The organism is Lysobacter sp. N42 (assembly GCF_004344885.1).
The window spans coordinates 106,392-128,103 of sequence record NZ_SKFB01000006.1; the positions used below are offsets into that span (position 1 = coordinate 106,392).

Annotated in this window: 18 protein-coding genes and 1 pseudogene; 7 read left to right on the top strand and 12 right to left on the bottom strand. The window is 72.4% G+C overall.

The window, feature by feature from the left end:
• Window positions 1-151 precede the first annotated feature (151 nt).
• Window positions 152-1,531, bottom strand: a complete 1,380-nt coding sequence (gene pmbA / locus EYQ95_RS12685) for a metalloprotease PmbA (RefSeq protein ID WP_165924719.1) — start codon at window positions 1,529-1,531, stop codon at window positions 152-154.
• An 82-nt stretch (window positions 1,532-1,613) separates the two neighbouring features.
• Here pmbA and yjgA point away from each other — a divergent pair, with 82 nt between their 5' ends.
• Complete coding sequence (yjgA, locus tag EYQ95_RS12690) at window positions 1,614-2,195, top strand: ribosome biogenesis factor YjgA (RefSeq protein WP_132327583.1); 582 nt, start codon at window positions 1,614-1,616, stop codon at window positions 2,193-2,195.
• 65 nt (window positions 2,196-2,260) lie between these two features.
• On the opposite strand, the gene tldD is transcribed toward yjgA, so the two are convergent.
• The 4 genes from tldD to EYQ95_RS12710 all read right to left on the bottom strand — a co-directional run bounded on the left by tldD (window position 2,261) and on the right by EYQ95_RS12710 (window position 9,826).
• Window positions 2,261-3,715 carry a metalloprotease TldD gene (tldD, locus tag EYQ95_RS12695; RefSeq protein WP_132327584.1) on the bottom strand — a complete coding sequence of 485 codons (1,455 nt, stop codon included), beginning with the start codon at window positions 3,713-3,715 and terminating at the stop codon, window positions 2,261-2,263.
• Between the two features lie 61 nt (window positions 3,716-3,776).
• Window positions 3,777-7,610: a YhdP family protein gene (locus EYQ95_RS12700; protein WP_165924720.1), complete on the bottom strand. Its 3,834-nt coding sequence runs from the start codon at window positions 7,608-7,610 to the stop codon at window positions 3,777-3,779.
• Between the two features lie 141 nt (window positions 7,611-7,751).
• Window positions 7,752-9,242 (bottom strand): ribonuclease G, encoded by a 1,491-nt coding sequence (rng, locus tag EYQ95_RS12705; RefSeq protein ID WP_132327586.1) that lies wholly within the window; start codon window positions 9,240-9,242, stop codon window positions 7,752-7,754.
• Window positions 9,239-9,826 carry a nucleoside triphosphate pyrophosphatase gene (locus tag EYQ95_RS12710; protein WP_132327587.1) on the bottom strand — a complete coding sequence of 196 codons (588 nt, stop codon included), beginning with the start codon at window positions 9,824-9,826 and terminating at the stop codon, window positions 9,239-9,241. Before EYQ95_RS12710 ends, rng begins: the two co-directional genes overlap by 4 nt.
• A gap of 137 nt (window positions 9,827-9,963) precedes the next feature.
• Between EYQ95_RS12710 and EYQ95_RS12715 the strand changes: the two genes are divergently transcribed.
• From EYQ95_RS12715 to EYQ95_RS12725, 3 genes are all read left to right on the top strand, one after another.
• Window positions 9,964-10,713, top strand: coding sequence for an SIMPL domain-containing protein (locus EYQ95_RS12715; RefSeq protein ID WP_132327664.1), 750 nt, complete (start codon window positions 9,964-9,966; stop codon window positions 10,711-10,713).
• A gap of 3 nt (window positions 10,714-10,716) precedes the next feature.
• Entirely contained in the window at window positions 10,717-10,944 is a 228-nt protein-coding gene (locus EYQ95_RS12720; protein WP_132327588.1) for a hypothetical protein, read from the top strand.
• A 148-nt stretch (window positions 10,945-11,092) separates the two neighbouring features.
• Window positions 11,093-11,764: an energy transducer TonB gene (locus EYQ95_RS12725; protein WP_132327589.1), complete on the top strand. Its 672-nt coding sequence runs from the start codon at window positions 11,093-11,095 to the stop codon at window positions 11,762-11,764.
• Between the two features lie 238 nt (window positions 11,765-12,002).
• Here the strand turns inward: EYQ95_RS12725 and rlmH are convergent, their stop codons facing one another.
• The 6 genes and pseudogenes from rlmH to leuS form a co-directional block, all read right to left on the bottom strand.
• Window positions 12,003-12,473, bottom strand: coding sequence for a 23S rRNA (pseudouridine(1915)-N(3))-methyltransferase RlmH (gene rlmH / locus EYQ95_RS12730; protein WP_132327590.1), 471 nt, complete (start codon window positions 12,471-12,473; stop codon window positions 12,003-12,005).
• A gap of 145 nt (window positions 12,474-12,618) precedes the next feature.
• A pseudogene (gene rsfS, locus EYQ95_RS12735) lies at window positions 12,619-13,017 on the bottom strand (ribosome silencing factor); the annotation flags it as partial.
• Window positions 13,018-13,063: 46 nt separating this feature from the next.
• A complete protein-coding gene (gene nadD / locus EYQ95_RS12740; RefSeq protein ID WP_132327592.1) occupies window positions 13,064-13,720 on the bottom strand; it encodes a nicotinate-nucleotide adenylyltransferase in 657 nt (218 codons plus the stop codon).
• On the bottom strand, window positions 13,720-14,805 hold the full coding sequence (gene holA / locus EYQ95_RS12745) for a DNA polymerase III subunit delta (protein ID WP_132327593.1): 1,086 nt from the start codon (window positions 14,803-14,805) through the stop codon (window positions 13,720-13,722). The genes nadD and holA overlap by 1 nt, the downstream gene beginning before the upstream one ends.
• Window positions 14,806-14,815: 10 nt before the next feature.
• The gene (lptE, locus tag EYQ95_RS12750) at window positions 14,816-15,364 is read right to left on the bottom strand and encodes an LPS assembly lipoprotein LptE (protein ID WP_132327594.1); all 549 of its coding nucleotides are present in this window, start codon (window positions 15,362-15,364) and stop codon (window positions 14,816-14,818) included.
• A gap of 61 nt (window positions 15,365-15,425) precedes the next feature.
• Window positions 15,426-18,194 (bottom strand): leucine--tRNA ligase, encoded by a 2,769-nt coding sequence (leuS, locus tag EYQ95_RS12755; protein WP_132327595.1) that lies wholly within the window; start codon window positions 18,192-18,194, stop codon window positions 15,426-15,428.
• A gap of 176 nt (window positions 18,195-18,370) precedes the next feature.
• On the opposite strand from leuS, the gene EYQ95_RS12760 reads away from it, so the two are divergent.
• Entirely contained in the window at window positions 18,371-19,672 is a 1,302-nt protein-coding gene (locus tag EYQ95_RS12760; protein ID WP_132327596.1) for an amidohydrolase family protein, read from the top strand.
• A gap of 124 nt (window positions 19,673-19,796) precedes the next feature.
• Entirely contained in the window at window positions 19,797-20,051 is a 255-nt protein-coding gene (locus EYQ95_RS12765) for a SemiSWEET transporter (RefSeq protein WP_132327597.1), read from the top strand.
• Here the strand turns inward: EYQ95_RS12765 and EYQ95_RS12770 are convergent.
• Complete coding sequence (locus tag EYQ95_RS12770; protein ID WP_132327598.1) at window positions 20,042-20,626, bottom strand: DUF998 domain-containing protein; 585 nt, start codon at window positions 20,624-20,626, stop codon at window positions 20,042-20,044. The genes EYQ95_RS12765 and EYQ95_RS12770 overlap by 10 nt on opposite strands.
• A gap of 74 nt (window positions 20,627-20,700) precedes the next feature.
• On the opposite strand from EYQ95_RS12770, the gene trxA reads away from it, so the two are divergent.
• Window positions 20,701-21,567, top strand: a complete 867-nt coding sequence (gene trxA, locus EYQ95_RS12775; RefSeq protein WP_132327599.1) for a thioredoxin — start codon at window positions 20,701-20,703, stop codon at window positions 21,565-21,567.
• The last annotated feature ends 145 nt before the right edge of the window (window positions 21,568-21,712 follow it).

Here is a 21,712-nt window from a genome sequence, read left to right on the forward strand (position 1 = left end):
CGGAATAGCCGCTGGCCGCGGGCGGCGACGGCTGGGTGTACGGCGGCGGCGGCGGTGCGCCGTTCGGAGACTCGGGGACGTCGCTCATGGCGGGCTCCTGCGCTGACGGCACATGCCGTTGCGCGCACTCTCGCGCCATGTGAAGCCCGGGTCAATCTCCGCCGGTCGCGTCGCCCGCCACCGTCATCCGGCCGATGAGGACCGAACCGACGCGGATGTGCGAACGCGGATCGATGTCATTGCCCACCGCTTCGATCGCGCGGAACATGTCGCGCATGTTGCCGGCCACGGTGATGCCGTCGACGGGGTATTGCACCTGCCCGTCCTCCACCCAGAATCCAGCCGCGCCGCGCGAGTAGTCGCCGGTGGTGGTATTGGCGCCGTGACCCATCAGCTCGGTGACCAGCAGGCCGCGGCCCATCGAGGCCAGCAGCGAGGCGAGATCGCCTGCGTTCGCGGCGACCTCGAGGTTGTGCACGCCGCCCGCATTGGCGGTGGTCTGCAGCCCGAGCTTGCGCGCCGAGTAGCTGCCCAGCACGTAGCGGCGCAGGATGCCGTCCTCGACCAGCGCCGACTCGCGCGTGGCCACGCCCTCGGCATCGAACGAGGCCGAGCGCAGCCCGCGCATGAGGAAGGGGCGTTCGTGGATGGACAGCCATGCGGGGAAGAGCTGCGTGCCGACGCTGTCGACCAGGAAGCTCGCGCCGCGGTACAGCGCGCCGCCGGACACCGCCGCGAGCAGGTGGCCGACGAGCGAGCGCGCGACTTCCGATGCGAAAACCACCGGGTACTCGCCGGTGCGCACCTGGCGCGGCGAGAGGCGGGCGACCGCGCGCTCGGCGGCGCGCCGGCCCACGGATGCGGGCGTTTCCAGGTCCTCCGCGGCGAGGCCGAAGGTGTACCAGCCATCGCGCTGCATGCCGTCGCCGCGGCCGGCGATGAGCGCGCAACCCAGCGAGTGCTGCGTGCCGCGCTCGGCGCCTAGGAACCCATGCGAGTTGGCATAGACCGACACGCTGCGCCCCGTGCTGACCGTTGCCCCGTCGGAATTCTCCACGCGCGCCTCGGCGTCGCGGCCGGCCTGCTCGCAGGCCAGGGCGATGTCGATCGCGCGGTCGGCGTCGATCGCCCACGGATGCCAGCTGTCGAACTCGCGGAGCTCGCGCGCCATGAGCGCCGCGTCGGCCAGCCCCGCCGCCGGGTCGTCCTCGGTGTAGCGCGCGATCGCGCAGGCCTGGTCGACGGTCGCCTCCAGGCTCTCGTCGCGCAGGTCGGCGGTGCTGGCGCTGCCCTTGCGCGTGCCGAAGTAGACGGTGACGGCGATGCCGCGGTCGCGCGTGGATTCGACGGTTTCCACCTCGCCCATGCGCACGCTCACGCTCAGGCCCGCGTCCTCCGAGCAGGTCACCTCCGCCTGCGTCGCGCCGCGCTCGCGCGCGGCGTCCAGCAGCCGCTGCGAGAGGCTCGCCAGCACGTCGAGGCGTTCGCGGCTGTCGTCGAAAAGGCCGGGCTTCAGGGTGGTCGCGTTCAATGTCTTATCCTTTGCTGCAGGCGTCGGCAGCGGGTGCGGACGCGGGATTCGGGCGCGGCGCAGGCCGTGCGGAGCACGGTGCATGCGCGGTCGCGACGAAGAAACGGGTGAATTCCTCAGCCCCAGCCGGAGCCAGAAGCGGCGCGAGGCGCTGGGCGTGCTGGAGCTCGCGGAGGCGCTGGTGGCGCTCACGCCGGCCCAGCTCTCGCGTGTTCCGGTGCCGGAACAGACGCTTCCGCACATCGAAGACACGCGCCGCATCACGTCGAACATCGCGCGAAAGCGCCAGCTGGCCTACCTGGCCAAGCAGATGCGCAAGCTCGACGAAGCCGAGCTGCAGGCGATGCGCGACGCGCTGGACGAGAAGAGCGCCGCGTCGCGCACGGAGGCGGCCGCGCTGCATCGCTTGGAAGCCTGGCGCGAGCGGCTGATCGACGGGGGCGACGAGGCGCTGGCCGAATTCCTCGACGCGCACCCCGAGGCCGACCGGCAGCGCCTGCGGCAGCTGGTGCGCAACACGCTGGACGAACGCAAGCGCGGCAAGCCGCCGCACGCGTTCCGTGAGCTGTTCCGCGAGCTGCGCGGCACCGTGCTGCCCCATGCGTCGGCCGATGCCGACGACATGGCCTTCGACGACGGCCTGGACGACGCCGGCGCGGACTGAGCCCGCATGCCCGACGCCGGATCGACCCTCCGGCGCATGGGTTGCCCGGGCGGCGGCAGGCCGCATCAGGCCTGCGTGCCGCCGACGGTGAGGCCCTCGATCAGCAGCGACGGCTGGCCCACGCCCACGGGCACGCTCTGCCCGTCCTTGCCGCAGACGCCCACGCCCTCGTCGAGTGCGAGGTCGTGGCCGATCATGGTCACGCGCTGCATGGTCTCCGGGCCGTTGCCAATCAGCATGGCGCCCTTCACCGGCGCGGTGACGCGCCCGTCCTCGATCAGGTAGGCCTCGGTGGCCGAGAACACGTACTTGCCCGAGGTGATGTCCACCTGCCCGCCGCCGAAGTTCACCGCGTACAGACCGCGCTTCACCGACCGGATCATCTCCTCGGGATCGTGCGGTCCGGCCAGCATGTAGGTATTGGTCATGCGCGGCATGACCAGGTGCGCGAAAGACTCGCGACGGCCGTTGCCGGTGGGCGCCATGCCCATCAGGCGCGCGTTGAGCGTGTCCTGCATGTAGCCCACCAGCACGCCGTCCTCGATGAGCGTGGTGCAGCTGGTCGGCGTGCCCTCGTCGTCGATGTTGAGCGAGCCGCGGCGGCCCGGCAGGGTGCCGTCGTCGACGATGGTGACGCCCGGCGAGGCCACGCGCTGGCCGATGCGGCCGGCGTAGGTCGACGTGCCCTTGCGGTTGAAGTCGCCTTCCAGGCCGTGCCCCACCGCCTCGTGCAGCAGCACGCCGGGCCAGCCGCTGCCGAGCACGACGGGCATGACGCCCGCGGGCGCATCGACGGCCTCGAGGTTGACCAGCGCCTGCCGCAGCGCCTCGCGAGCCAGGTGTTCCGGCCGGTCGCCGCCCAGCAGCTCGGCATAGCCGTAGCGCCCGCCGCCGCCCGCGTAGCCCTGCTCGCGGCGACCGCCCTGCTCGACGATCACCTGGACGTTCAGCCGCACCAGCGGGCGCACGTCGGCCGACATCAGGCCATCGCTTCGCGCCACGAGCACGGTGTCCACGCCCCCGGAGAGGCTGACGACCACCTGCTTCACGCGCGGATCGGCGGCGCGCAGCAGCCGGTCGACGCGGCGCAGCGCCTCCACCTTGTCCTCGTTGCCCAGGACGTCGATCGGATCCACCGGCGCGTACAGCGCCCGCCCGGTGCTGCGCACCAGCGGACGATGACCCATCAGCCCGTCGGGCGTGACCGTGCCCTTGGAGATCGCGCGGGCCGACTGCGCGGCCTCCAGCAGCGAGCGCGCGTCGATCTCGTCCGAGTACGCGAAGCCGGTCTTCTCGCCGCTGATCGCGCGAACGCCCACGCCCTGCTCGATCGAATGCGCGCCGTCCTTGACGATGCCGTCCTCGACCGTCCAGCTCTCGCGCCGCGTGTGCTGGAAATAGAGGTCGCCGAAATCGACGCCGGGGCCGATCAGCGCGCCGAGGGCACGATCGAGCCCGGCCAGGTCGAGACCGGCGGGAGCAAGGAGGCGGTTTTCGGCGGACTGCAGCGTGGGGCTCATCGATGTTCCATGGGGACGCGGAACGCGCCGGGCGACTATAGGCGAGCTGCCGTGACGGCCTTCAACCGGCCGGACGCAGGGCCGTGGCGGTACGGCTCTGCTCACGGCTCATGACCTCGACGCGGGGCTCGGCCCAAGGGCCGGTGACCCGGTAGGTGCGCGCGCCCACCTGCCCCAGCGGCTTCTTGAGCACGGCGTTGGCGGCCGCGCCGATGGCGGCGCCGACCGGGCCGCCCGCCAGGGCGCCCACCGCGGTCAGGAGGTTGCCGGACTTCGGGCGCACCTCGACGGTCTGGTCGAAGGTCTGGCGGCGCAGGTCGGCGGCGCCGCGGATGTCGATGTCGGCCGCCGGCCCGCGAATGGACAGGTCGTCGCTGCGCGCTTCGCCTTCACCGAAGCGCACGTTGCCTCGCAGCCGGTTGAAGGCGAAGCCTTTGGAGAAGAAATCGCGGAAGTCCAGCGTGAGGCGGCGCGGCAGCTCGGCCACGCTCAACAGCCCCAGCACGCGGCCGGCACCGGGCTCGACTTCCAGCAGCCGGCCATCGCGCGCGTCCAGCGACAACGCACCTTCCAGCGCGTCGATGCGCAGTTCGGCCGGGCTGCCCGCCCAGGCCGCCTGCAGCCGCGCACTGCCCTTGCCACCGCCGACGCGACCGGCAAAGCCGAAACCCGCGAGCAGCGTGCCGAAATCGTCGCTGGCCACGCTGGCCTCCACCCGGGTGCGCGCCGCCGCACCACGTCCCGTCCATTCGCCCGTCGCGTCCAGCTGCTGGCCGCGCCCGCGTGCCGTGAACTGCTCCAGCCGCAGGCCGGAGGCCGTCGGGCGCGTACGCAGCCGCGCCGTGCCCAGGCGCGCATCGCCCAGCCGCAGGTCGTCGACGTCGAGGGCGAGCGCCGGGATGGCCGACGGGCTCATCGAGGCGTCGTCGGCGCCCGACGCGCGGCCCGTGCCGCGTGATGCCGGCACCGGACCCGTACCCGTGCGCGTGGCGGAGGCCGTCGCCGCCTGCGTCGGCGCGGGCTTCCAGTGCACGCGCGCGAAGCGCCCGCTGATGCCGCCATCGCCTGCCGGGATGGACAGTGTTCCCGCGAGTGCGGCGCCGTCCACGCGGATCGACGTCGCACCGCCCGCGGCCGGCTGCACCTGCAGCCGGGCCTCGCCGAACTGGCCGCCCAGCATCGCCAGGCGCCCGGTCGATACGTCCACGCGTTGGAGCCGCAGGCCGCCCGAGCCCGAGCCGCTGCCGCCCTGGGCGAAGGCGATCCAATCGAGCGCGTCGAGCTGAGCCGCGCGTCCCGTGGCCACCAGCCCGTCCTGCGGCGGCGGCTCGTCCACGCGCGCACTGCCCAGCTGGATGCGCACGCCCGTCCGCCCCTGCGCGCTGCGGGCACGCACCGCCACGAGCTGGCCCAGCGCGACGGAGATCTCGCCGCTGCCGAGCGGAAGCGGCGTGTCGACGAAGGCCGGCAAGGGCTGCGATGCCGGCTTGCGCAGCGGAGCGGGAAGATCGAGCGCCGTGCCCGCGAGCGACGAGCGCAGCTGCAGGCGCGCGGCGGGCGTGGCCGCATTGGCCGCGCGGGGCACCACCACGCCGACGCTCCAGGTGGAGCGGCCCTCCACGTGCGGCGCGAGCCAGCCCATCTCGGGCGCGCGGGCGAGCAGCTCGTCGATGTCGAAGCTCGCGTCCACGGCGCCCTCGAAGGCATTGGCGGCATCACGCACGTGCCCGGGCCCCGCGCGCAGCGCCAGCCGTCCGGGCTGGCCCTCGTGCCGCACCGCGAGATCGGCCGCGGTGAATCCGTCGCGGTCGTAGCGCGCCCGCCCGCGCACGCCGTCGAAGCGCAGGTTCCAGCGCGAGTCCGAGAGCCGCGCGCCTTCGAGGTCGACCACGCCGCCGATCTCCGCCGGCAGCCCGCGACCCAGCGGCATCACGAGGCCGAAGTCCACGCGCGCCGGGCCGGTGGCGCCCAGCGCGGCGAAGGTTTCCGGCTGCTGGCGCTGCAGCGGGCTGCGCCGCAGCACTTCCAGCAGTTCGCGCGCGTCGGTGCGCGCGCTGGCATCGACGGTGAGGCTGCCCTTGCCGTAGTCGTCGATGCCGGCGCGCAGCGACGTCAGCGCCACGCCGCCGACGCGTCCACGGCCGTCGATGGAGAAACCGTTGCCGATGAAGGCCACCTGCGCATCCACGGCTTCGGCCGCGGGCCAGTCGGGCTGGAAGCGCAGGGTGGCCCCGGCGATCTCGGCCCGCGCCTCGAAGCGGCCCTCGCCATGCGTGAACGGCCAGTGGTCGAGGTCGCCCGTCACCACCGCACGACCGTTGCGCACCGTGCCGCCCACCAGTGCGTCGTCGAGCCACTTCACCACCGTCGGCGGCATCAGGTGGCGCACCCAGAAGCGCTTGGCGACCGGAACCTGCGCCGGGCGGACGGCCGCGGCAAGGTCGATCCACGGGCGCGTGCCGTCACCCTGCCAGCGCAGGCCGCCGCGCAGGTCGGCACCGTAGCCTTCGCCGTCGATGCGCAGCGCGCGCGTGCCCACGCTCCAGCCCGGGCCATCGCGCCACGCCCCGGCGCTGCCGGTCAGGCGCACCACGTGGTCCGGCCCGAAGGCACGCGGCCAGCTCAGGCCCACCAGCGACGAGGGGTCGAAGTCGATGGCCAGCCCGTCGGCGTCACCGGAAACGCGGCCGGCGATGCCGCGCAGCCCCGGCGACCCGCCTACGCGCGCGAAGCCGACCGCCGCGACGCGTGCGTCGACGCGCGTGCCGTCCACGCGCAGGCTTTCGACCATGCCGACCGGCGCCGCGGCACGGATCCAGCGCCGCGCCCCGGGGGCGATGCGGTCGGTGAGCGCCAGTGCCTGGAGCAGCGGCGCGACGTCCACGCGCTCGGCCGCGAGCGCGAAGCGACGGCCGCCGTCGATCGCCAGGCCGTCCAGCGTCTGCTGCGCGCCGGCCTGCACCAGGCGCAGGCGCGGCATGCGCGCCTGCCACCGCGCGCCGTCCTGCCGCCAGTGGGCGAGCAGGTCGACGCGCTCGAACTTCAGCGCCGGCACGTCGCCATCCAGCGGCGCGCCGAGCACCGCGAGGCCGCGCAGGTCGCCCTCGGCGGTCGCACCCACCACGCGATGCCCGCGCAGCTGCGCCCATGCGCGGAGGCTGCCCTGCCCGCCCGCCACGCGGGCGCCGGCACCCTGCAGCAGGCTGGCCCAGCGCGAAAGCGCCACCTGCCGGGTACCCGCATACACGCGGCCGTCGCCGGTGCGCCGGTCGAAGTCGAGCGCGCCGTCGACCGGCTGCCCATCCGCCGAGGGCCAGGCGCGCAGGCCGGCGCGCACGCGGTCGCCGTCGACCCGCAGGCGCAGGTCCACGCGCGGAATGCTGGCCTGCAGGCCATAGGCAGGCGCGTCCACGCCGAGCCGGCCGCCGATGACGTGCAGCTCGCCCAGTCGCTCCAGCGCGGCGAACGCGTCGCCATCGGGGCGGTCCTGCCCGGGCAGGCCACGCACCTTCCAGGTGCCGTCATCGCCACGCACCAGCGTCATGTCCAGCCCACGCAGGCGCAGCTCGGAGAACGAGCGGCCCGGCAGCACGCCGGAATAGATGGAGGCGAGCAGCTGGGCGTCACCCACGCGGAAGGCATCGGCACCGTCGCCGATCCTGAGGTCCTGGAGTTCCACCAGCGGCCCGCGCCGCGTCCAGCGGGTGTGCATGGCGGCGAACGAGACCGGCCGTCCGACCCGGTGCTCCAGCCAGGCATCCGCGCGCGCGGGATTGCGCGCCGCCCAGGACATCGCCTGGCTGACGATGCCCAGCAGCAGCGCGACCGCGATCACCGCCGCCGCGGCCAGATAGCCGACGCCGACGTGCGCGCGCCTGGCGTGTCTCAGGAGCACGTGCTTCGCGATTGGCCGTTCGTGACTGGGAAAAGCAGCAATGCACGCGAGGGGACCTTCCCCCGCACGCTGCCTGGCCGGCCGTATCGCTCGTCGCTGTCGCTCCTACGAATCACGGAATCACCCGTCACGGATCAGGGCTCAAAGCAGCACGACATCGAACTGCTCCTGCGAGTACTGCTCGTCCGCCTGGAAGCGGATGGACTTGCCCAGGAATTCCTCGAGCTCGGCCACCGCGGCCGACTCCTCGTCGGTGATGCGGGCCACCACCTTCGGCGAGGCGATCACCAGCAGCCGCTGCGCCTCGAACTGCCGGACCTGGCGGACGATGTCGCGGAAAATCTCGTAGGTCACCGTCTCCGGCGTCTTCAGCGACCCGCGGCCGCCGCACTCGTGGCAGGGCTCGGACAGCTGCCGCTGCAGGCTCTCGGTGGTGCGCTTGCGGGTCATCTCGACAAGACCCAGCGGGGAGAAGTCGTACACGGTCGTCTTGGCGTGGTCGCGGGCGAGCGCCTTCTCGAGCTGGCGGAGCACCTGCCGCTTGTGCTCGGCGTCCGTCATGTCGATGAAGTCGATGATGATGATCCCGCCTAGATTGCGGAGCCGAAGCTGACGGGCGACCGACTGGGCGGCCTCGAGATTGGTGCGATAGACGGTTTCCTCGAGATTGCGCTGACCGAGGAATGAACCGGTGTTCACGTCGATCGTCGTCATCGCCTCGGTCTGGTCGATGACCAGGTAGCCGCCGGACTTGAGCGGTACCTGCTTCTCCAGGGCGCGCTGGATCTCGTCCTCGACGCCGTAGAGGTCGAAGATCGGCCGCGCCCCGGTGTAGTGCTCGATCTTCTCGTTCAGGCCCGGCATGTACTGCGCGGCGAAGGCCTTGAGGCGGTCGCAGGTCTCGCGCGAGTCCACCTTCACCTTCTCGACGTCGCGGCGCAGCAGATCGCGCACCGCACGCATCGGCAGCGACAGGTCCTCGTACACGCGCTCGCCGACGTTCGCCGACTTCGACCGTTCCTCGATCAGCGCCCACACGCGGTTGAGGTAGGCCACGTCCTCCGCCAGCGCCTCCTCGGGCTGGCCCTCGGCATTGGTGCGCACGATGTAGCCGTGCTGCGCGCCGCCGGGCGACTGCGCGCCGACGATCGCCTTCAGGCGGGCGCGCTCGGCCTCGTCCTCGATGCGCGCCGACACGCCGACCACGCGGGTGCGCGGCAACAGCACCAGGTAGCGCGAGGGAATCGAAAGCTGCGTCGTGAGCCGCGCGCCCTTGCTGCCGATCGGGTCCTTGACCACCTGCACGACGATGTCCTGGCCGTCGCGCAGCAGCTCGCCGATCGGCCGCGTGGGCTGTGGCGGCAGCGGTGCCTCCTCGCCGCCGGGCCCCTCGGCCACCGGCGCGGGCCGGACGATGTCGGCAGCGTGCAGGAACGCGGCGCGGTCGAGCCCGATGTCGATGAACGCGGCCTGCATTCCCGGCATCACGCGTTGAACCTTGCCCTTGTAGATGTTGCCCACCACGCCGCGGTTCCAGCCGCGCTCGATGTGCAGCTCCTGCAACATCCCGTTCTCGACCACGGCCACCCGCGTCTCGCGCGGGGTCACGTTGATCAGGATCTCCTCGCTCATGCGCCGCGCCCCGCGAACACGTCCAGCCCGAAGTCGGCGAGCAATGCGGCGGTCTCGTGCACCGGCAGGCCCATCACGCCGGAGTAGCTGCCCTCGATGCGCGTCACGAAGGCCTCGGCCAGGCCCTGGATCGCGTACGCGCCGGCCTTGCCCTCCCATTCGCGGCTGGCCACGTAGCCGTCCAGCTGCGCCGGCGTCAGCGCCGCGAAGCTGACGTCGGTGGTGCTGATCGCCTGTGCCTCGCGGCTGGCGTCCATCACCCAGACCACGCTGACGACCTGGTGCGTGCGGCCGGACAGCCGCGCCAGCATCGCGCGCGCGTCGTCGGCGTCGCGCGGCTTGCCGAACACCTCGTCGTCCAGCACCACCTCCGTATCGGCGGCCAGCACCAGAGCACCGGGCGTGGACACCACCTTCAGCAGCCCGGCACCGGCCTTCTCGCGCGCGACGCGGCGCACGTAGTCCAGCGCCGGCTCGCCCGGCTGGCGGACTTCGGGAAGATCGAGGTCGACGAGGCCGGGAGACAGGCCGAGGCGGGCCAGCAGTTCGCGCCGGCGCGGGGATTTCGAGGCGAGATAGAGCATCGATCGAAGAATAACCCGCGGCACGCGGCCAACCGTCCACTGAACGCTTCGGCGCCCCGGCCAACCCCGCGCCGCCTCACCGGCCGTTCACCTGCAGCGGCCAACCCTCGCGCCACCAGGAGCTCCCGATGACCCCCATGCATGCGCCCCGCCCTGCCCGCCTCCGCCCCTTCGTCCTCGCGCTCGCCCTCGCACTGGCGGGAGGCGCGGCGATGACCGCCTCCGCCCAGACGCCGGCCACGACGGTGCAGGTGCCCGCCGACGGCACGCTGCTCACCGTCGCCGCCAGCGCCGAGGCCCGCCGCGTCCCGGACATCGCCACGATCTCCGCCGGCGTGGTCACCCAGGCCGCCGACGCGAACGCCGCCCTGCGCCAGAACGCCGAGCAGATGGCGAAGGTGGTCGCCGCCCTGCGGGCCGCCGGCATCGCCGAGCGCGACGTGCAGACCGCGGGCGTCAACCTCAATCCGCAGTACCGCTATGCCGAGAACCAGCCCCCGGCCATCACCGGCTACCAGGCCATGAACACGGTCAACGTGGTCGTGCGCGACATCGACAGGCTCGGCCGCATCCTCGACGCGCTCGTCGCCACCGGCGCGAACCAGATCAATGGCCCGTCGTTCGACGTGGACCGCAAGGACGAGGCCTTCGACGAGGCACGCCGCGACGCGCTGAAGAAGGCGCAGCAGCGCGCGCAGATGTATGCGCAGTCGCTCGGCTTGCGCGTGCGGCGCATCGTGAGCATCGACGAGACGGGCATGGACATGCCGCGCCCGCTGGTGCGCATGGAGGCCAAGGCCATGGCGGCGGACGCGTCGACGCCGATTTCGCCCGGCGAGAACGTGCTGGGGCTTACGCTCAACGTCGTCTTCGAACTCGGCAGGTAAGCGATGAACACGCACGAGCCCCGTCCCGAGCCCGGCACGCATCCGCAGGTGGATCCGCGCCCGGGCCGCAATCCCGGTTACGACGATGCCAACCCGCGCGGCCCGGTGGACGTGCCGCGCCATTCGCCCGATTCGCGTGGCGCCGACTTCGGCAACCTGCCCAATCCCGAGGCCGGCGGACTGGAGCGTCCGCCGGGTGCCAGCCCGGACCCGGCATCCGACACGGCCTGAGGATCCGGCCCGGCCTCCGACGAAGAACGCCCGCCCAGCGCGGGCGTTTTTTCGTGACGGCAACACGCGGCACCCATCGGGCTGACCCGCTCAACCCCACTGCGCAGCGCCATGCGTTCGTACCGGCACACCCCAGACGGAGCCGGTGATGACCACGATCGCAGCAGCCCGACATCTCCAACTCGACCCCGGCCGCATCACGGCAGGCGCAGGCGCCATCGCGCTCAATGCCGCGCTACTCATGCTGTTGATGGTGCCGATCGCCGCGCCGCCGGTGCTCGAAAGGGAGCAAACCGAACTCATCGACTTCGTGCCGGTGCGGCCCAGGCCCGTGCCCCCGCCCGAGCCGGTCGAGGTGCCGGTGACGCGGCAGCCTCCCCGCGAGCAGGCCGAGCCACGCCCGGTCCGGCAAGCCGTCACGCAGCCGCCCAGCGAGACCACGGACATGCCGCAGCCCGGTGACCTGGTCGTTCCCCCGGGCGATGAGCACGTCATCGAGATCCCGGCCGATCCGCAGCCACCCGCCGATACCGGCGGCCCCCTGCAGGGCGCCCATCTCCAGTACGCCAGCGCACCGCCGCCGGCCTACCCGCGCGAGGCGCTGGTCGAGGGAATCACGGGCACCGTGATGCTGCGCGTGCTGGTGGACGTCGACGGCCGGCCGCTCGAGGTGAGCGTGCAACGCAGCAGCGGGCACCGCGCGCTCGATGCCGCGGCACGCCGGCAGGTGCTGTCGAAATGGCGCTTCCATCCCGCGATGCGCAATGGCATCGCGGTGCAGGCGATCGGCGTGGTGCCGGTGGAGTTCAAGCTGGACTGAGCCGATGCCCGGGCGCGCCGGCCGCGCCCGGGCCTGTCCGCCGGGGTTTGCACGTCGAAGCCCGTGGGTGGGATCGGACGTGACGTCGTTTCCGGTGCGGGCAGTACGCCCACGCCTGCACGCGACACATCCATCGAAAGGCCCGCCATTCCCGCGCAAGCGGAAGCCATGGACGTCGGCTCCGGCGCATCCAGGCTTTCGACGACCAATGCCGGCGCCTGCGCGCCCGCGCCGGTCGTCAGACGCGGTGATAGGGATGATTCGCCAGCAGGGCCGCGGCCCGGTAGAGCTGTTCGGCCACGACCAGTCGCACCAGCATGTGCGGCAGCGTGAGCGGGCCCAGCGACCAGCTCTCGTCGGCGCGCGCCATCACCTCGGCGCCGTGGCCCTCGGGCCCGCCGATCAGGAACGCGAGGTCCCGCCCCTGCCCGCGCCAGTGCTCCAGGCGCTGGGCGAGCTGCTCGGAGCTCCACGCCCGCCCGCGCCCATCGAGCGTCACGACCCAGGCGTTGCGGGGCAGCGCCGCGATGACGCGCTGGCCTTCGTCCGTCATGGCACGCGCCGCGTCGCGTCCCTTGCCGCGCAGCCCGGGCTCGACCTCGACCAGGTCGAGCGGCAGCCAGTGCGACAGGCGCTTGCGGTATTCGGCGAAACCCTCGGCCACCCACGACGGTGCCCGCTCGCCGACGGCGACAAGCCGCGCCTTCATCGCGCCGGCGACCGCGGCACGTTCAGAGCGAGGGACGCGGACGGCGCTCCACGTCGAACTCGTCGGCGTCGTCCTCGAAGCTCAACGGCTCCTCGTCCTCGCCGTAGCCGTCGTCGTCCTCGCCCAGCGTGCCGCTGGCCAGCTCGTCGACCTGCTCGCGCGGCGGCTCGTCGCCCACGGTCCACAGGCGTTCGAGCGCGTAGAACTCCCGCACGCGCGGCAGCATCACGTGCACGACCACGTCGCCCAGGTCCACGAGCACCCACTCGGCCTCGCGCTCGCCCTCCACGCCCAGCGGCATCACGTCGAGCTTCTGCTTCGCGAACTTGACCACTTCGTCGGCGATGGACTTCACGTGCCGAGTGGAGGTGCCGGATGCGATCACCATGTAGTCGGTGACGCTGCTCTTGCCCCGCACGTCGATCTCCACGACGTCGCGCGCCTTCAGCTCCTCGACCGCGTCGCGCACGGTGCCCAGCAGGGTCTCCAGCGACGGAGGCGGGCTGGGAAGGCGGGTCTTGATGACGTGGGCTTGCGTGCTCAAGGGGGGCGGGCTCCGGTGGCCGGGGAAAGGACGCCAGTATAGGGGGCTAGGCTGCGTCGCCCGCTGCATACAGCCGGTGACGGCGGATGTAGCCCGCAACGGCCGGTGGCACGTAGGACTCCCACGGCCCGCCGGCGGCGATGAGGGCTCGGATCGCGGTGGACGATTCCCCGCGCGGCGGCTCCATCGGCAGCAGCGCGAGTCCGCCGGCCGGTGCCCGGTGCAACGCTTCGCGCGTGCACAGGCGCGAGCGCAGGAAGTCGACGGCCTCCCGTTCGGCCGGCGCACCCGCGTCCAGCGCATGCCCCGGCCGCCCGACCGCCAGCACGTGCGCGACGTCGAACAGCGCCTGCCAGCGGTGCCAGCGATGCAGCTGGCCCAGCGAATCGGCGCCGATCACCCAGACCAGCGGCACGGTGGCGCCGAGTTCGCGCCGCACCTGCGCGAGCGTGTCGATGCTGTATGACGGCCCATGCCGGTCCAGCTCGCGCGGGTCCACCCGCAGGCGGCGCTCGCCGGCGATCGCCAGCTCCAGCATCCGGCGGCGGTGGCCTGCATCGGCGTGCGTGGCCGATTTGTGCGGCGGATCGGCGGCAGGAACGAGGTGGACGACCGCGTCCAGTGCATCGCGCACCGCGCAGGCCACCGCCACGTGCCCCAGGTGCACGGGATCGAACGTGCCGCCGTAGCCGACCCAGGCCATCAGCCGGCGGCGAGCATCCGCAGCGCGTCGCGATCGGCCAGGCCCAGCATCAGGCGCTCGAGCGCGAGCCAGGCGTCGCCCGGCGCGCGGCCCTTCGCGATGCGGTCGACCAGGCCGGCCTGCACGAGCATGGCGTCCCAGGACTCCGGCAGGTGGCGCTGCAGTGCACGCCGGTACATGGGCTGCTTGGCGTCCCAGACGCGCTGCGCCTTGAACGCGGCCACGAGGTTCCCGCCCCGCGCCTGCACGCGCGAAAGTGCCGCACCGCGCTGCAGTTCCATGACGATCATGCCCAGCAGCGCGGGGACGGCCTCGCCTTCGGCGCGCAGCCCGGCGGTCACGCGCAGGACCATCGCCGGCTGGCCGTTCATCGCCGCGTCGATCAGGCGGAAGACGTCGTAGCGCGAGGCATCGGCGACCAGCGACTGCAACGTGGCCGCATCGAGCGGCCGGCCACCGCGCGCGCCCGGCCCCCTGGCGGGTGCCGCCGTTGGCACGTCGCGCAGCAGCAGGGCGAGCTTGTCGATCTCCTGTGCCGCGGCGAGCAGGTTGCCCTCCACGCGCTCGGCGAGGAAGGCGATGGCGTCGCGGTCCGGCGAGAACCCGCGGGCGCGCAGGCGGCGGTCGATCCAGCCCGGCAGTTCATGCGGCTTGACCGGCCAGGCGATGGCGACGCGTCCGACCCGCCCGATCGCCTCGCTCCAGGCGCCGCCGTGCTGGCGGCTCCAGTCTTCGGCGGTCACCAGCAGCACGACGTCGGGAGACGGATTCGCGCAGAAATCGACGATCGCCGCCCCGCCCTCCTTGCCGGGCTTCCCGCTGGGCAGGCGCACCTCGACGAGGCGGCGCGCGGCGAACAGGCCGGGCGCGTTGAAAGTCGCGACCAGGCCGTCCCAGTCCGGCTCGCGCTGGCCGGCGCCGGCTTCGAAGACCTCGCGCTCGGTGATGCCCGCGCGCCGCGCCGCCGCGCGCACGGCGTCCGCGGCTTCCAGCACCAGCAGCGGTTCCGCCCCGGCGATCAGGTAGGCAGGCTGCAGCGGCCCGGTCTCGAGCTGGGCCGCAAGCTGGTCGGGCGCGAGGTCCATCGGGCGGCCTTCAGCCGCCGGTGCTGCCCGGGGCCGCGGCGGCCGGCTGGGAACCAGACCCCGTCGCCACGCCCGCCTTGAACACCGCGTCGATGCGGCGCAGCACGGATGCGGCCATCTCGCGCCGCAGCTCGCGCGCCAGGATCTCGCGCTCGCCTTCGGTGCCGATGGAACTGACGGGGTTGGACACGTAGTCGCGCGCGAGCTCGATGGTCTGGCGTGGCACCACCACCGTGCCGTCGGCGCGCCGCAGCTCGAAGATGACCGCGTAGCGCAGGCTGAACTCCTGCGAGCGGCCGAGCTGGTCCACGCTGATCGGGGTATCACCCCACTGCTCGGCGAGGATGTCGAGCACCGCGCCTTCGCTGCCGTCGCGCGCCACGTTCGCGCCGCCGCGCTCGAGCGACTGTGCGAGCGATTCGGCGAGCGGGCTGTAGCGGTCCACGGACACCACGCGCACGGCCCCGAACTGGGTCGGCACCGTGATGCGCTCGCGCAGGTGGAAGCCGCAGCCCGAGAGGGCCACGAGGAGGACGGCGGGCAGCAGGCGTCGGATCATGCGGGGAGTCTGGCCGAGGCGGCAGGTGGCGGCAATAGCGGGGATGTGAGCACGCGCGCCCTCAGCCCGCCACGATGTTGACGATCTTGCCGGGCACGACGATCACCTTGCGCACCGCCTGGCCCTCGAGGAACTTCGCCACCGCAGGCTCGGCCAGCGCCTGGGCCTCGATGGCCTCGCGCGTGGCGTCGACCGCGGCCTCGATGGTGCCGCGCAGCTTGCCGTTCACCTGCACCGCCAGCGTGACCGCATCGCGCACCAGCGCGGCCGGGTCGGCCTGCGGGAAGGGCACGTCCTCCAGCAGCGTCTCGGGATGTCCGAGCGCCTGCCAGAGCGCATGGCAGACATGCGGCGTGACCGGGTTGAGCAGCAGCACCATCGCCTCCAGCGCCTCGTGGCGCACGGCGCGGCCGGCGTCGCTCATGTCGTCGAACTTCGACACCGCGTTGAGCAGCTCCATCAGCGCGGCGATCGCCGTGTTGAAGGAATGGCGGCGGCCGTAGTCGTCGCCCACCTTCTGGATCGTCTCGTGCAGCTGGCGCCGCAGGGCCTTCTGCGCGGGAGTCAGGACCGCGCCGGACCGGAGGATCGCAGCGACGTCCGGATGGTCCGGCTGCGCGACATGCGTGGTGACCTCGCGCCAGAAGCGGCGCAGGAAACGCGCCATGCCCTCCACGCCCGCCTCGTTCCACTCCAGGGACTGCTCCGGCGGCGCGGCGAACATGGAGAACAGGCGCACGGTGTCGGCGCCGAACTTACCCACCATGATCTGGGGATCGACGCCGTTGTTCTTGGACTTCGACATCTTCTCGATGCCGCCGATCTGCACGCGCCCGCCATCGACCCTGCTGTGCGCGCCCACGATCTTGCCGCGCTCGTCGCGGTCGATCTCAACAAGGGCCGGGTTGATCCAGTCCTTCGCGCCGTTGTCCTGCTCACGGTAGAAGGTCTCGGCGATGACCATGCCCTGGGTGAGCAGGTTGGTCGCCGGTTCGTCGCCGTCCACCAGCCCCGCATCGCGCAGCAGGCGGTGGTAGAAGCGGAAATACAGCAGGTGCAGGATCGCGTGCTCGATGCCGCCGATGTACTGGTCGACGGGCAGCCAGTACCTGGCGCGCTCGTCGACCTGCTCCGCCGCGCCGGGCGAGCAGTAGCGGGCGTAGTACCAGCTGGACTCCATGAAGGTGTCGAAGGTGTCGGTCTCGCGCTCGGCCGCGCCGCCGCACTGCGGGCAGGTGGTCCTGCGCCACTCGGGGTCGGCCTTGATCGGCGAGGCGACGCCGGAGAACTCCACGTCCTCGGGCAGCAGCACGGGCAGCTGCTCCTCGGGCACCGGCACGTCGCCGCAGCGCGGGCAGAGGATCACCGGGATCGGGCAGCCCCAGTAGCGCTGGCGGCTCACGCCCCAGTCGCGCAGGCGGAAGTTCACGCGTCGGCGCCCACGACCCTCGGCCTCGAGCTTCGACGCCAGGTACTCGAAGGCCTCGGCGTATTCCATGCCGTCGAGTTCGTCGGAATTGACGATCCAGCCCTTTTCCGTCCAGGCGCCCTCGTCGAATACCTTGCGCTCGAACTCGTCCACCACCTCCACGGCGGCACGCGTCTCGTAGGGGTCGATGCGCGCGTGCTCGCCCAGCGCCGCGCTCATCGGGTCGTCCTGGTGGCTCAGGTGCTGCGCGGCCTCGATGATCGCGTCGCGGATTTCCGCCGGCACCACGACCATGCGGATCGGCAGGTCGTACTTCCTCGCGAAGGTCCAGTCGCGCTCGTCGTGGCCGGGCACGCCCATGACCGCGCCGGTGCCGTAGTTCATCAGCACGAAATTGGCCACGAACACCGGCAGTTCCTCGCCGCTGAGCGGGTGCACGGCGCGCAGGCCGGTGTCCATGCCGCGCTTTTCCTGGGTCTCGAGCTCGGCTTCGGACACCCCGCCCTGCCGCAGCCCGGCGATGAAATCGGCCAGCGCGGGGTTCGCGGCGGCGGCCTGCAGCGCGAGCGGATGCTCGGCGGCGATCGACACGAAGGTCACGCCCATCAGCGTGTCCGGGCGCGTCGTGAAGACCGTCAGTGGCTGCGTCGCCTCGCCCCGGGCGTCGCGCACGTCGAAGCGGATCTCCAGCCCTTCGCTGCGCCCGATCCAGTTGCGCTGCATGGTCTTGACCGCCTCGGGCCAGCCCGGAAGCGTGTCCAGGCCGTCGAGCAGTTCCTGCGCGTAGTCGGTGATGCGCAGGAACCACTGCGGGATCTCGCGCTTCTCCACCAGCGCGCCGGTGCGCCAGCCGCGGCCGTCCACCACCTGCTCGTTGGCGAGCACGGTCTGGTCCACCGGGTCCCAGTTCACCACCGAGTTCTTCCGGTACGCCAGGCCCTTCTTCATCAGGCGCACGAACATGCGCTGCTCGTGCACGTAGTACGAAGGCTGGCAGGTCGCGAACTCGCGCGACCAGTCGATCGCATAGCCCATCTGCTGCAGCTGGGCCTTCATGTGCTCGATGTTGGCGTACGTCCACTTCGCCGGCGCGGTGCGGTTCTTGATCGCGGCGTTCTCGGCCGGCAGGCCGAAGGCGTCCCAGCCCATGGGCTGCAGGACGTTGTGGCCGGTCATGCGCTTGTAGCGGCTGATGACGTCGCCGATGGTGTAGTTGCGCACGTGGCCCATGTGCAGCGCGCCCGACGGGTACGGCAGCATCGACAGGCAGTAGTACTTGGGCTTGGCCGAGGACTCGTCGACCTCGAAGGCCCGCGTGCGGTTCCAGTAGCCCTGGGCGGCGGCCTCGACGGAGCGGGGATCGTAGGCGCGGGGGTCGACGGTTTCGGCGGGCGTGGACACGGCTTCAGGCAACGCAGGGGAAGACCGCTGAGCCTACCGCAGCGCACCATTCACCGCCATGCGCACGGCCGCCGTCGGCCGGCAGGCGCCGGCGCGCCCGGGGTCACACTTCCCGTTCGTACGATCCGGGGCAGCGGCGGCCTGTGCTTCAATCGGACGCTTCGACAGGAGCCGCCATGCGTCGTCCCGCCACCGCCCCGCTCGGCCTCGTACTCGCCCTCGGCGCCATCCCCTGGGCGCATGCGGCCGCGCCCGAACCGCTGGCCCTGCACTGCGAGCGCCTGTTCGACGCGCGCAACGGGCGCATGCTGGGCGCCCATACGGTGGTGACGCGCGAGGGCAAGGTGACCGAAGTCCGCGCAGGGCGCGTGGACGTGCCCGGTACCCGCACGGTGGACCTCGCCGGCCATACCTGCACGCCGGGCTGGACCGACCTGCACGTGCACATCGCCGAGCAATCCAGCCCGGAAAGCTACGAGGAGGACTTCCGGCTGGACCCCGTCGACTTCGCCTTCCGCTCGGTCGAGTACGCGCGCCGCACGCTGATGGCCGGGTTCACCAGCGTGCGCGACCTGGGCGGCACCGTCGCACCGCACCTGCGCGATGCGATCAACCAGGGCCTGGTGCCCGGCCCGCGCATATGGGCGGCCGGCAAGTCCATCGCGACCACCGGTGGCCATGCCGACCCCACCAACGGCTACAACAGCGCGCTCTCGCACCTGGTCGGCCCGCCCGGCCCGACCGAGGGCGTGGTCAATTCCGTCGAGGACGCCCGCCAGGCCGTGCGCCAGCGCTACAAGGAAGGCAGCGACCTCATCAAGATCACCGCCACCGGTGGCGTTCTCTCGTACGCGCGCTCGGGCGATGCGCCCCAGTTCACCGTCGAGGAAGCGAAGGCGATCGTCGATACCGCGCGCGACTACGGCTACCGTGTCGCGGCCCACGCGCACGGCGCCGAAGGCATGCGCCGGGCGGTGGAGGCCGGCGTTACGAGCATCGAGCACGGCACCTACATGGACGACGAGGTCATGGCGCTGATGAAGCGCAAGGGCACGTGGTACGTGCCGACCATCTACGCCGGGCGCTTCGTGGCGGAGAAGGCGAAGCAGGAAGGCTATTTCCCGCCCGTGGTGCGCCCGAAGGCCGAGCGCATCGGTGCGCTGATCCAGCAGACGGCCGGGCGCGCCTACCGCAACGGCGTGCGGATCGCGTTCGGTACCGACATGGGCGTGGGGCCGCACGGCGACAACGCGCGCGAGTTCGGCTACATGGTCGACGCCGGCATCCCGCCGGCCTACGCCCTGCAGTCGGCGACCTACTTCGCGGCACAGGTGCTGGGCGTCGACGACCAGGGCGTGATCGAACCGGGCAAGCGGGCCGACATCGTGGCCGTGCCGGGCGACCCGCTGCAGGACATCGGCGCGACGCTCAAGGTCGACTTCGTCATGAAGGACGGCGTGGTCTACCGCCAACCTTGAGCCGGGGTGCGCGGGTCGCCGTCGCGCGGGCGCGCGTGCCTGCCCTCGCCCCGGATGGCGCGGGATCCGGCATCATGGAAGGTTCCGTTTCGTGTCGCGGCCCCGCCGTCATGGAGAACACGCAATGAGCACGGGCGAACTGCTCGGCTACGTGGGCGCCACGCTCACCACCCTGAGTTTCATTCCGCAGGCCGTCATGACCATACGGACCCGCGACACGCGCGGCATCTCGCTCGGGATGTACTCGGTGTTCACCGTGGGCGTCGCCTGCTGGCTCGCCTACGGCATCGCGCTGGGTTCCTGGCCGATGATCCTGTCGAACATCGTCACGCTCGTGCTGTCCTCGACCATCCTCGCCATGAAGCTGCGCTACGGCTGAGGCCGCCCGGCGAACCACAGGCCCAGGAACCAGAAGCCGAAGGCCAGTCGCTGGGCGATGCCCACCGGCATCACGGCCGGGGCGAGCAGTGCGAAGGCCAGCGACGCCAGCGCGCAGGCCGCGATGCGCCTTCCCCCCACGGGGCCGCCGCGGCCCCAACCACCGCCCCACGCCAGGAGCGCGGCGGCCACGCCGAATGCGATCCACCAGGCCGTCCAGGCGGCCGCGTGCAGGCGGCTGGCCGTGGCATCGAGGTCCAGCGAATCCAGCGGCAGCAGGCCCTGCGCGCCGAAGGCCAGGGCCGACAGCAGCAATGCCTGCGCTCCGACGCGCGTCGCCCAGCCCGCCGCGCCCAGCCGCGCGCGCAGGGCGAGTGCCGGCAGCGTGGCGAGCAGGCCGGGCAGCAGGAACGCGAACAGGTTGAACGCGCCGGCGCGTGGAACCTCGCTGGCGCCCAGCAGCGCCGGCGGGTGCGCGATCTGCGAGTAGGCGTCGAAGCGCGTGCCGAAAGCGGCCAGCGCGACGGCGAAGGCGGTCGCCGCGACGACCGCGGCGTGGCGTACGAGTCCATGCATCCCTGCATGCTAGCGTGCCGGCCTTGCGCGAACGCCGCCGCATCCCCATCTGCAGTCGACGAACAGGAGCCGCCATGACCGCCGACGCCACGCCCCACGTCTTCGACGCCACCGCCGACCGCTTCCAGACCGACGTCCTGCAGCGCTCGCTCGATGTCCCGGTACTGGTCGACTTCTGGGCCACCTGGTGCGGGCCCTGCCGCACGCTCGGGCCGATGCTGGAAAAGCTCGCCGCCGAGTACAACGGCGCGTTCCTGCTCGCCAAGGTGGACGTCGACCGCGAACAGCAGCTGGCCGCCGCGTTCCAGGTGCGCTCGGTGCCCACGGTGTTCCTGGTGAAGGACGGCCAGCTGGTCGACGGCTTCCCCGGCGCACTGCCGGAGGGCCAGCTCCGCGAATTCCTGCGCGCGCACGGCATCGAGCCGGCCGCCGCGGTCGAGGCTGCCGCGGGCACGCGGGCCGCGGCCGCCGATCCGCATGCGGAAGTCGTGCGCCTGCGTGGCGAGGTGGCGGCCAAGCCCGATGACGATGCCCTGCGCCTGGACCTGGCGCTCGCCCTGCTGCGCGTGGGCGGGACCGCCGAAGTCGAACAGATCCTCGACCAGCTGCCCGCCAACCTGGCCACGGACGATCGTGCCGAGCGGGCGCGTGCGCACCTGCGCCTGGTGGCCGCGGCCAAGGACGCCCCCCCGACCGAGGTGCTGGAAGCCGCGCTGGCCGCGGACCCCGGCGACCTGCGCGCACGCCACCTGCTGGGCGTGCAGCGGCTGCTGCAGGGCCGGCACGAGGACGGGCTCGAACATCTGCTGGACCTGCTGCGCCGCGACCGTGCCTGGGAGGACGCCCTGGCGCGACGCACGCTGATCGACGCGTTCCGCGTCATCGAGGACGAAGACCTCGTCGGCCGCTACCGGCGCCGGATGTCCTCGCTGCTGTTCTGACCCGCCATGGGCGGAGGCACGCCCGCCTCCGGCCCGCATCGAAGCCTGCGCGCGCCCATGCGGCGGGCGTCGCCTCGCGCACCGGCGTGGTTGCGACCCTCCGGCGCGCGATGCGCCGGCCGCGACGCGTCGCAGCCCGTGCCCG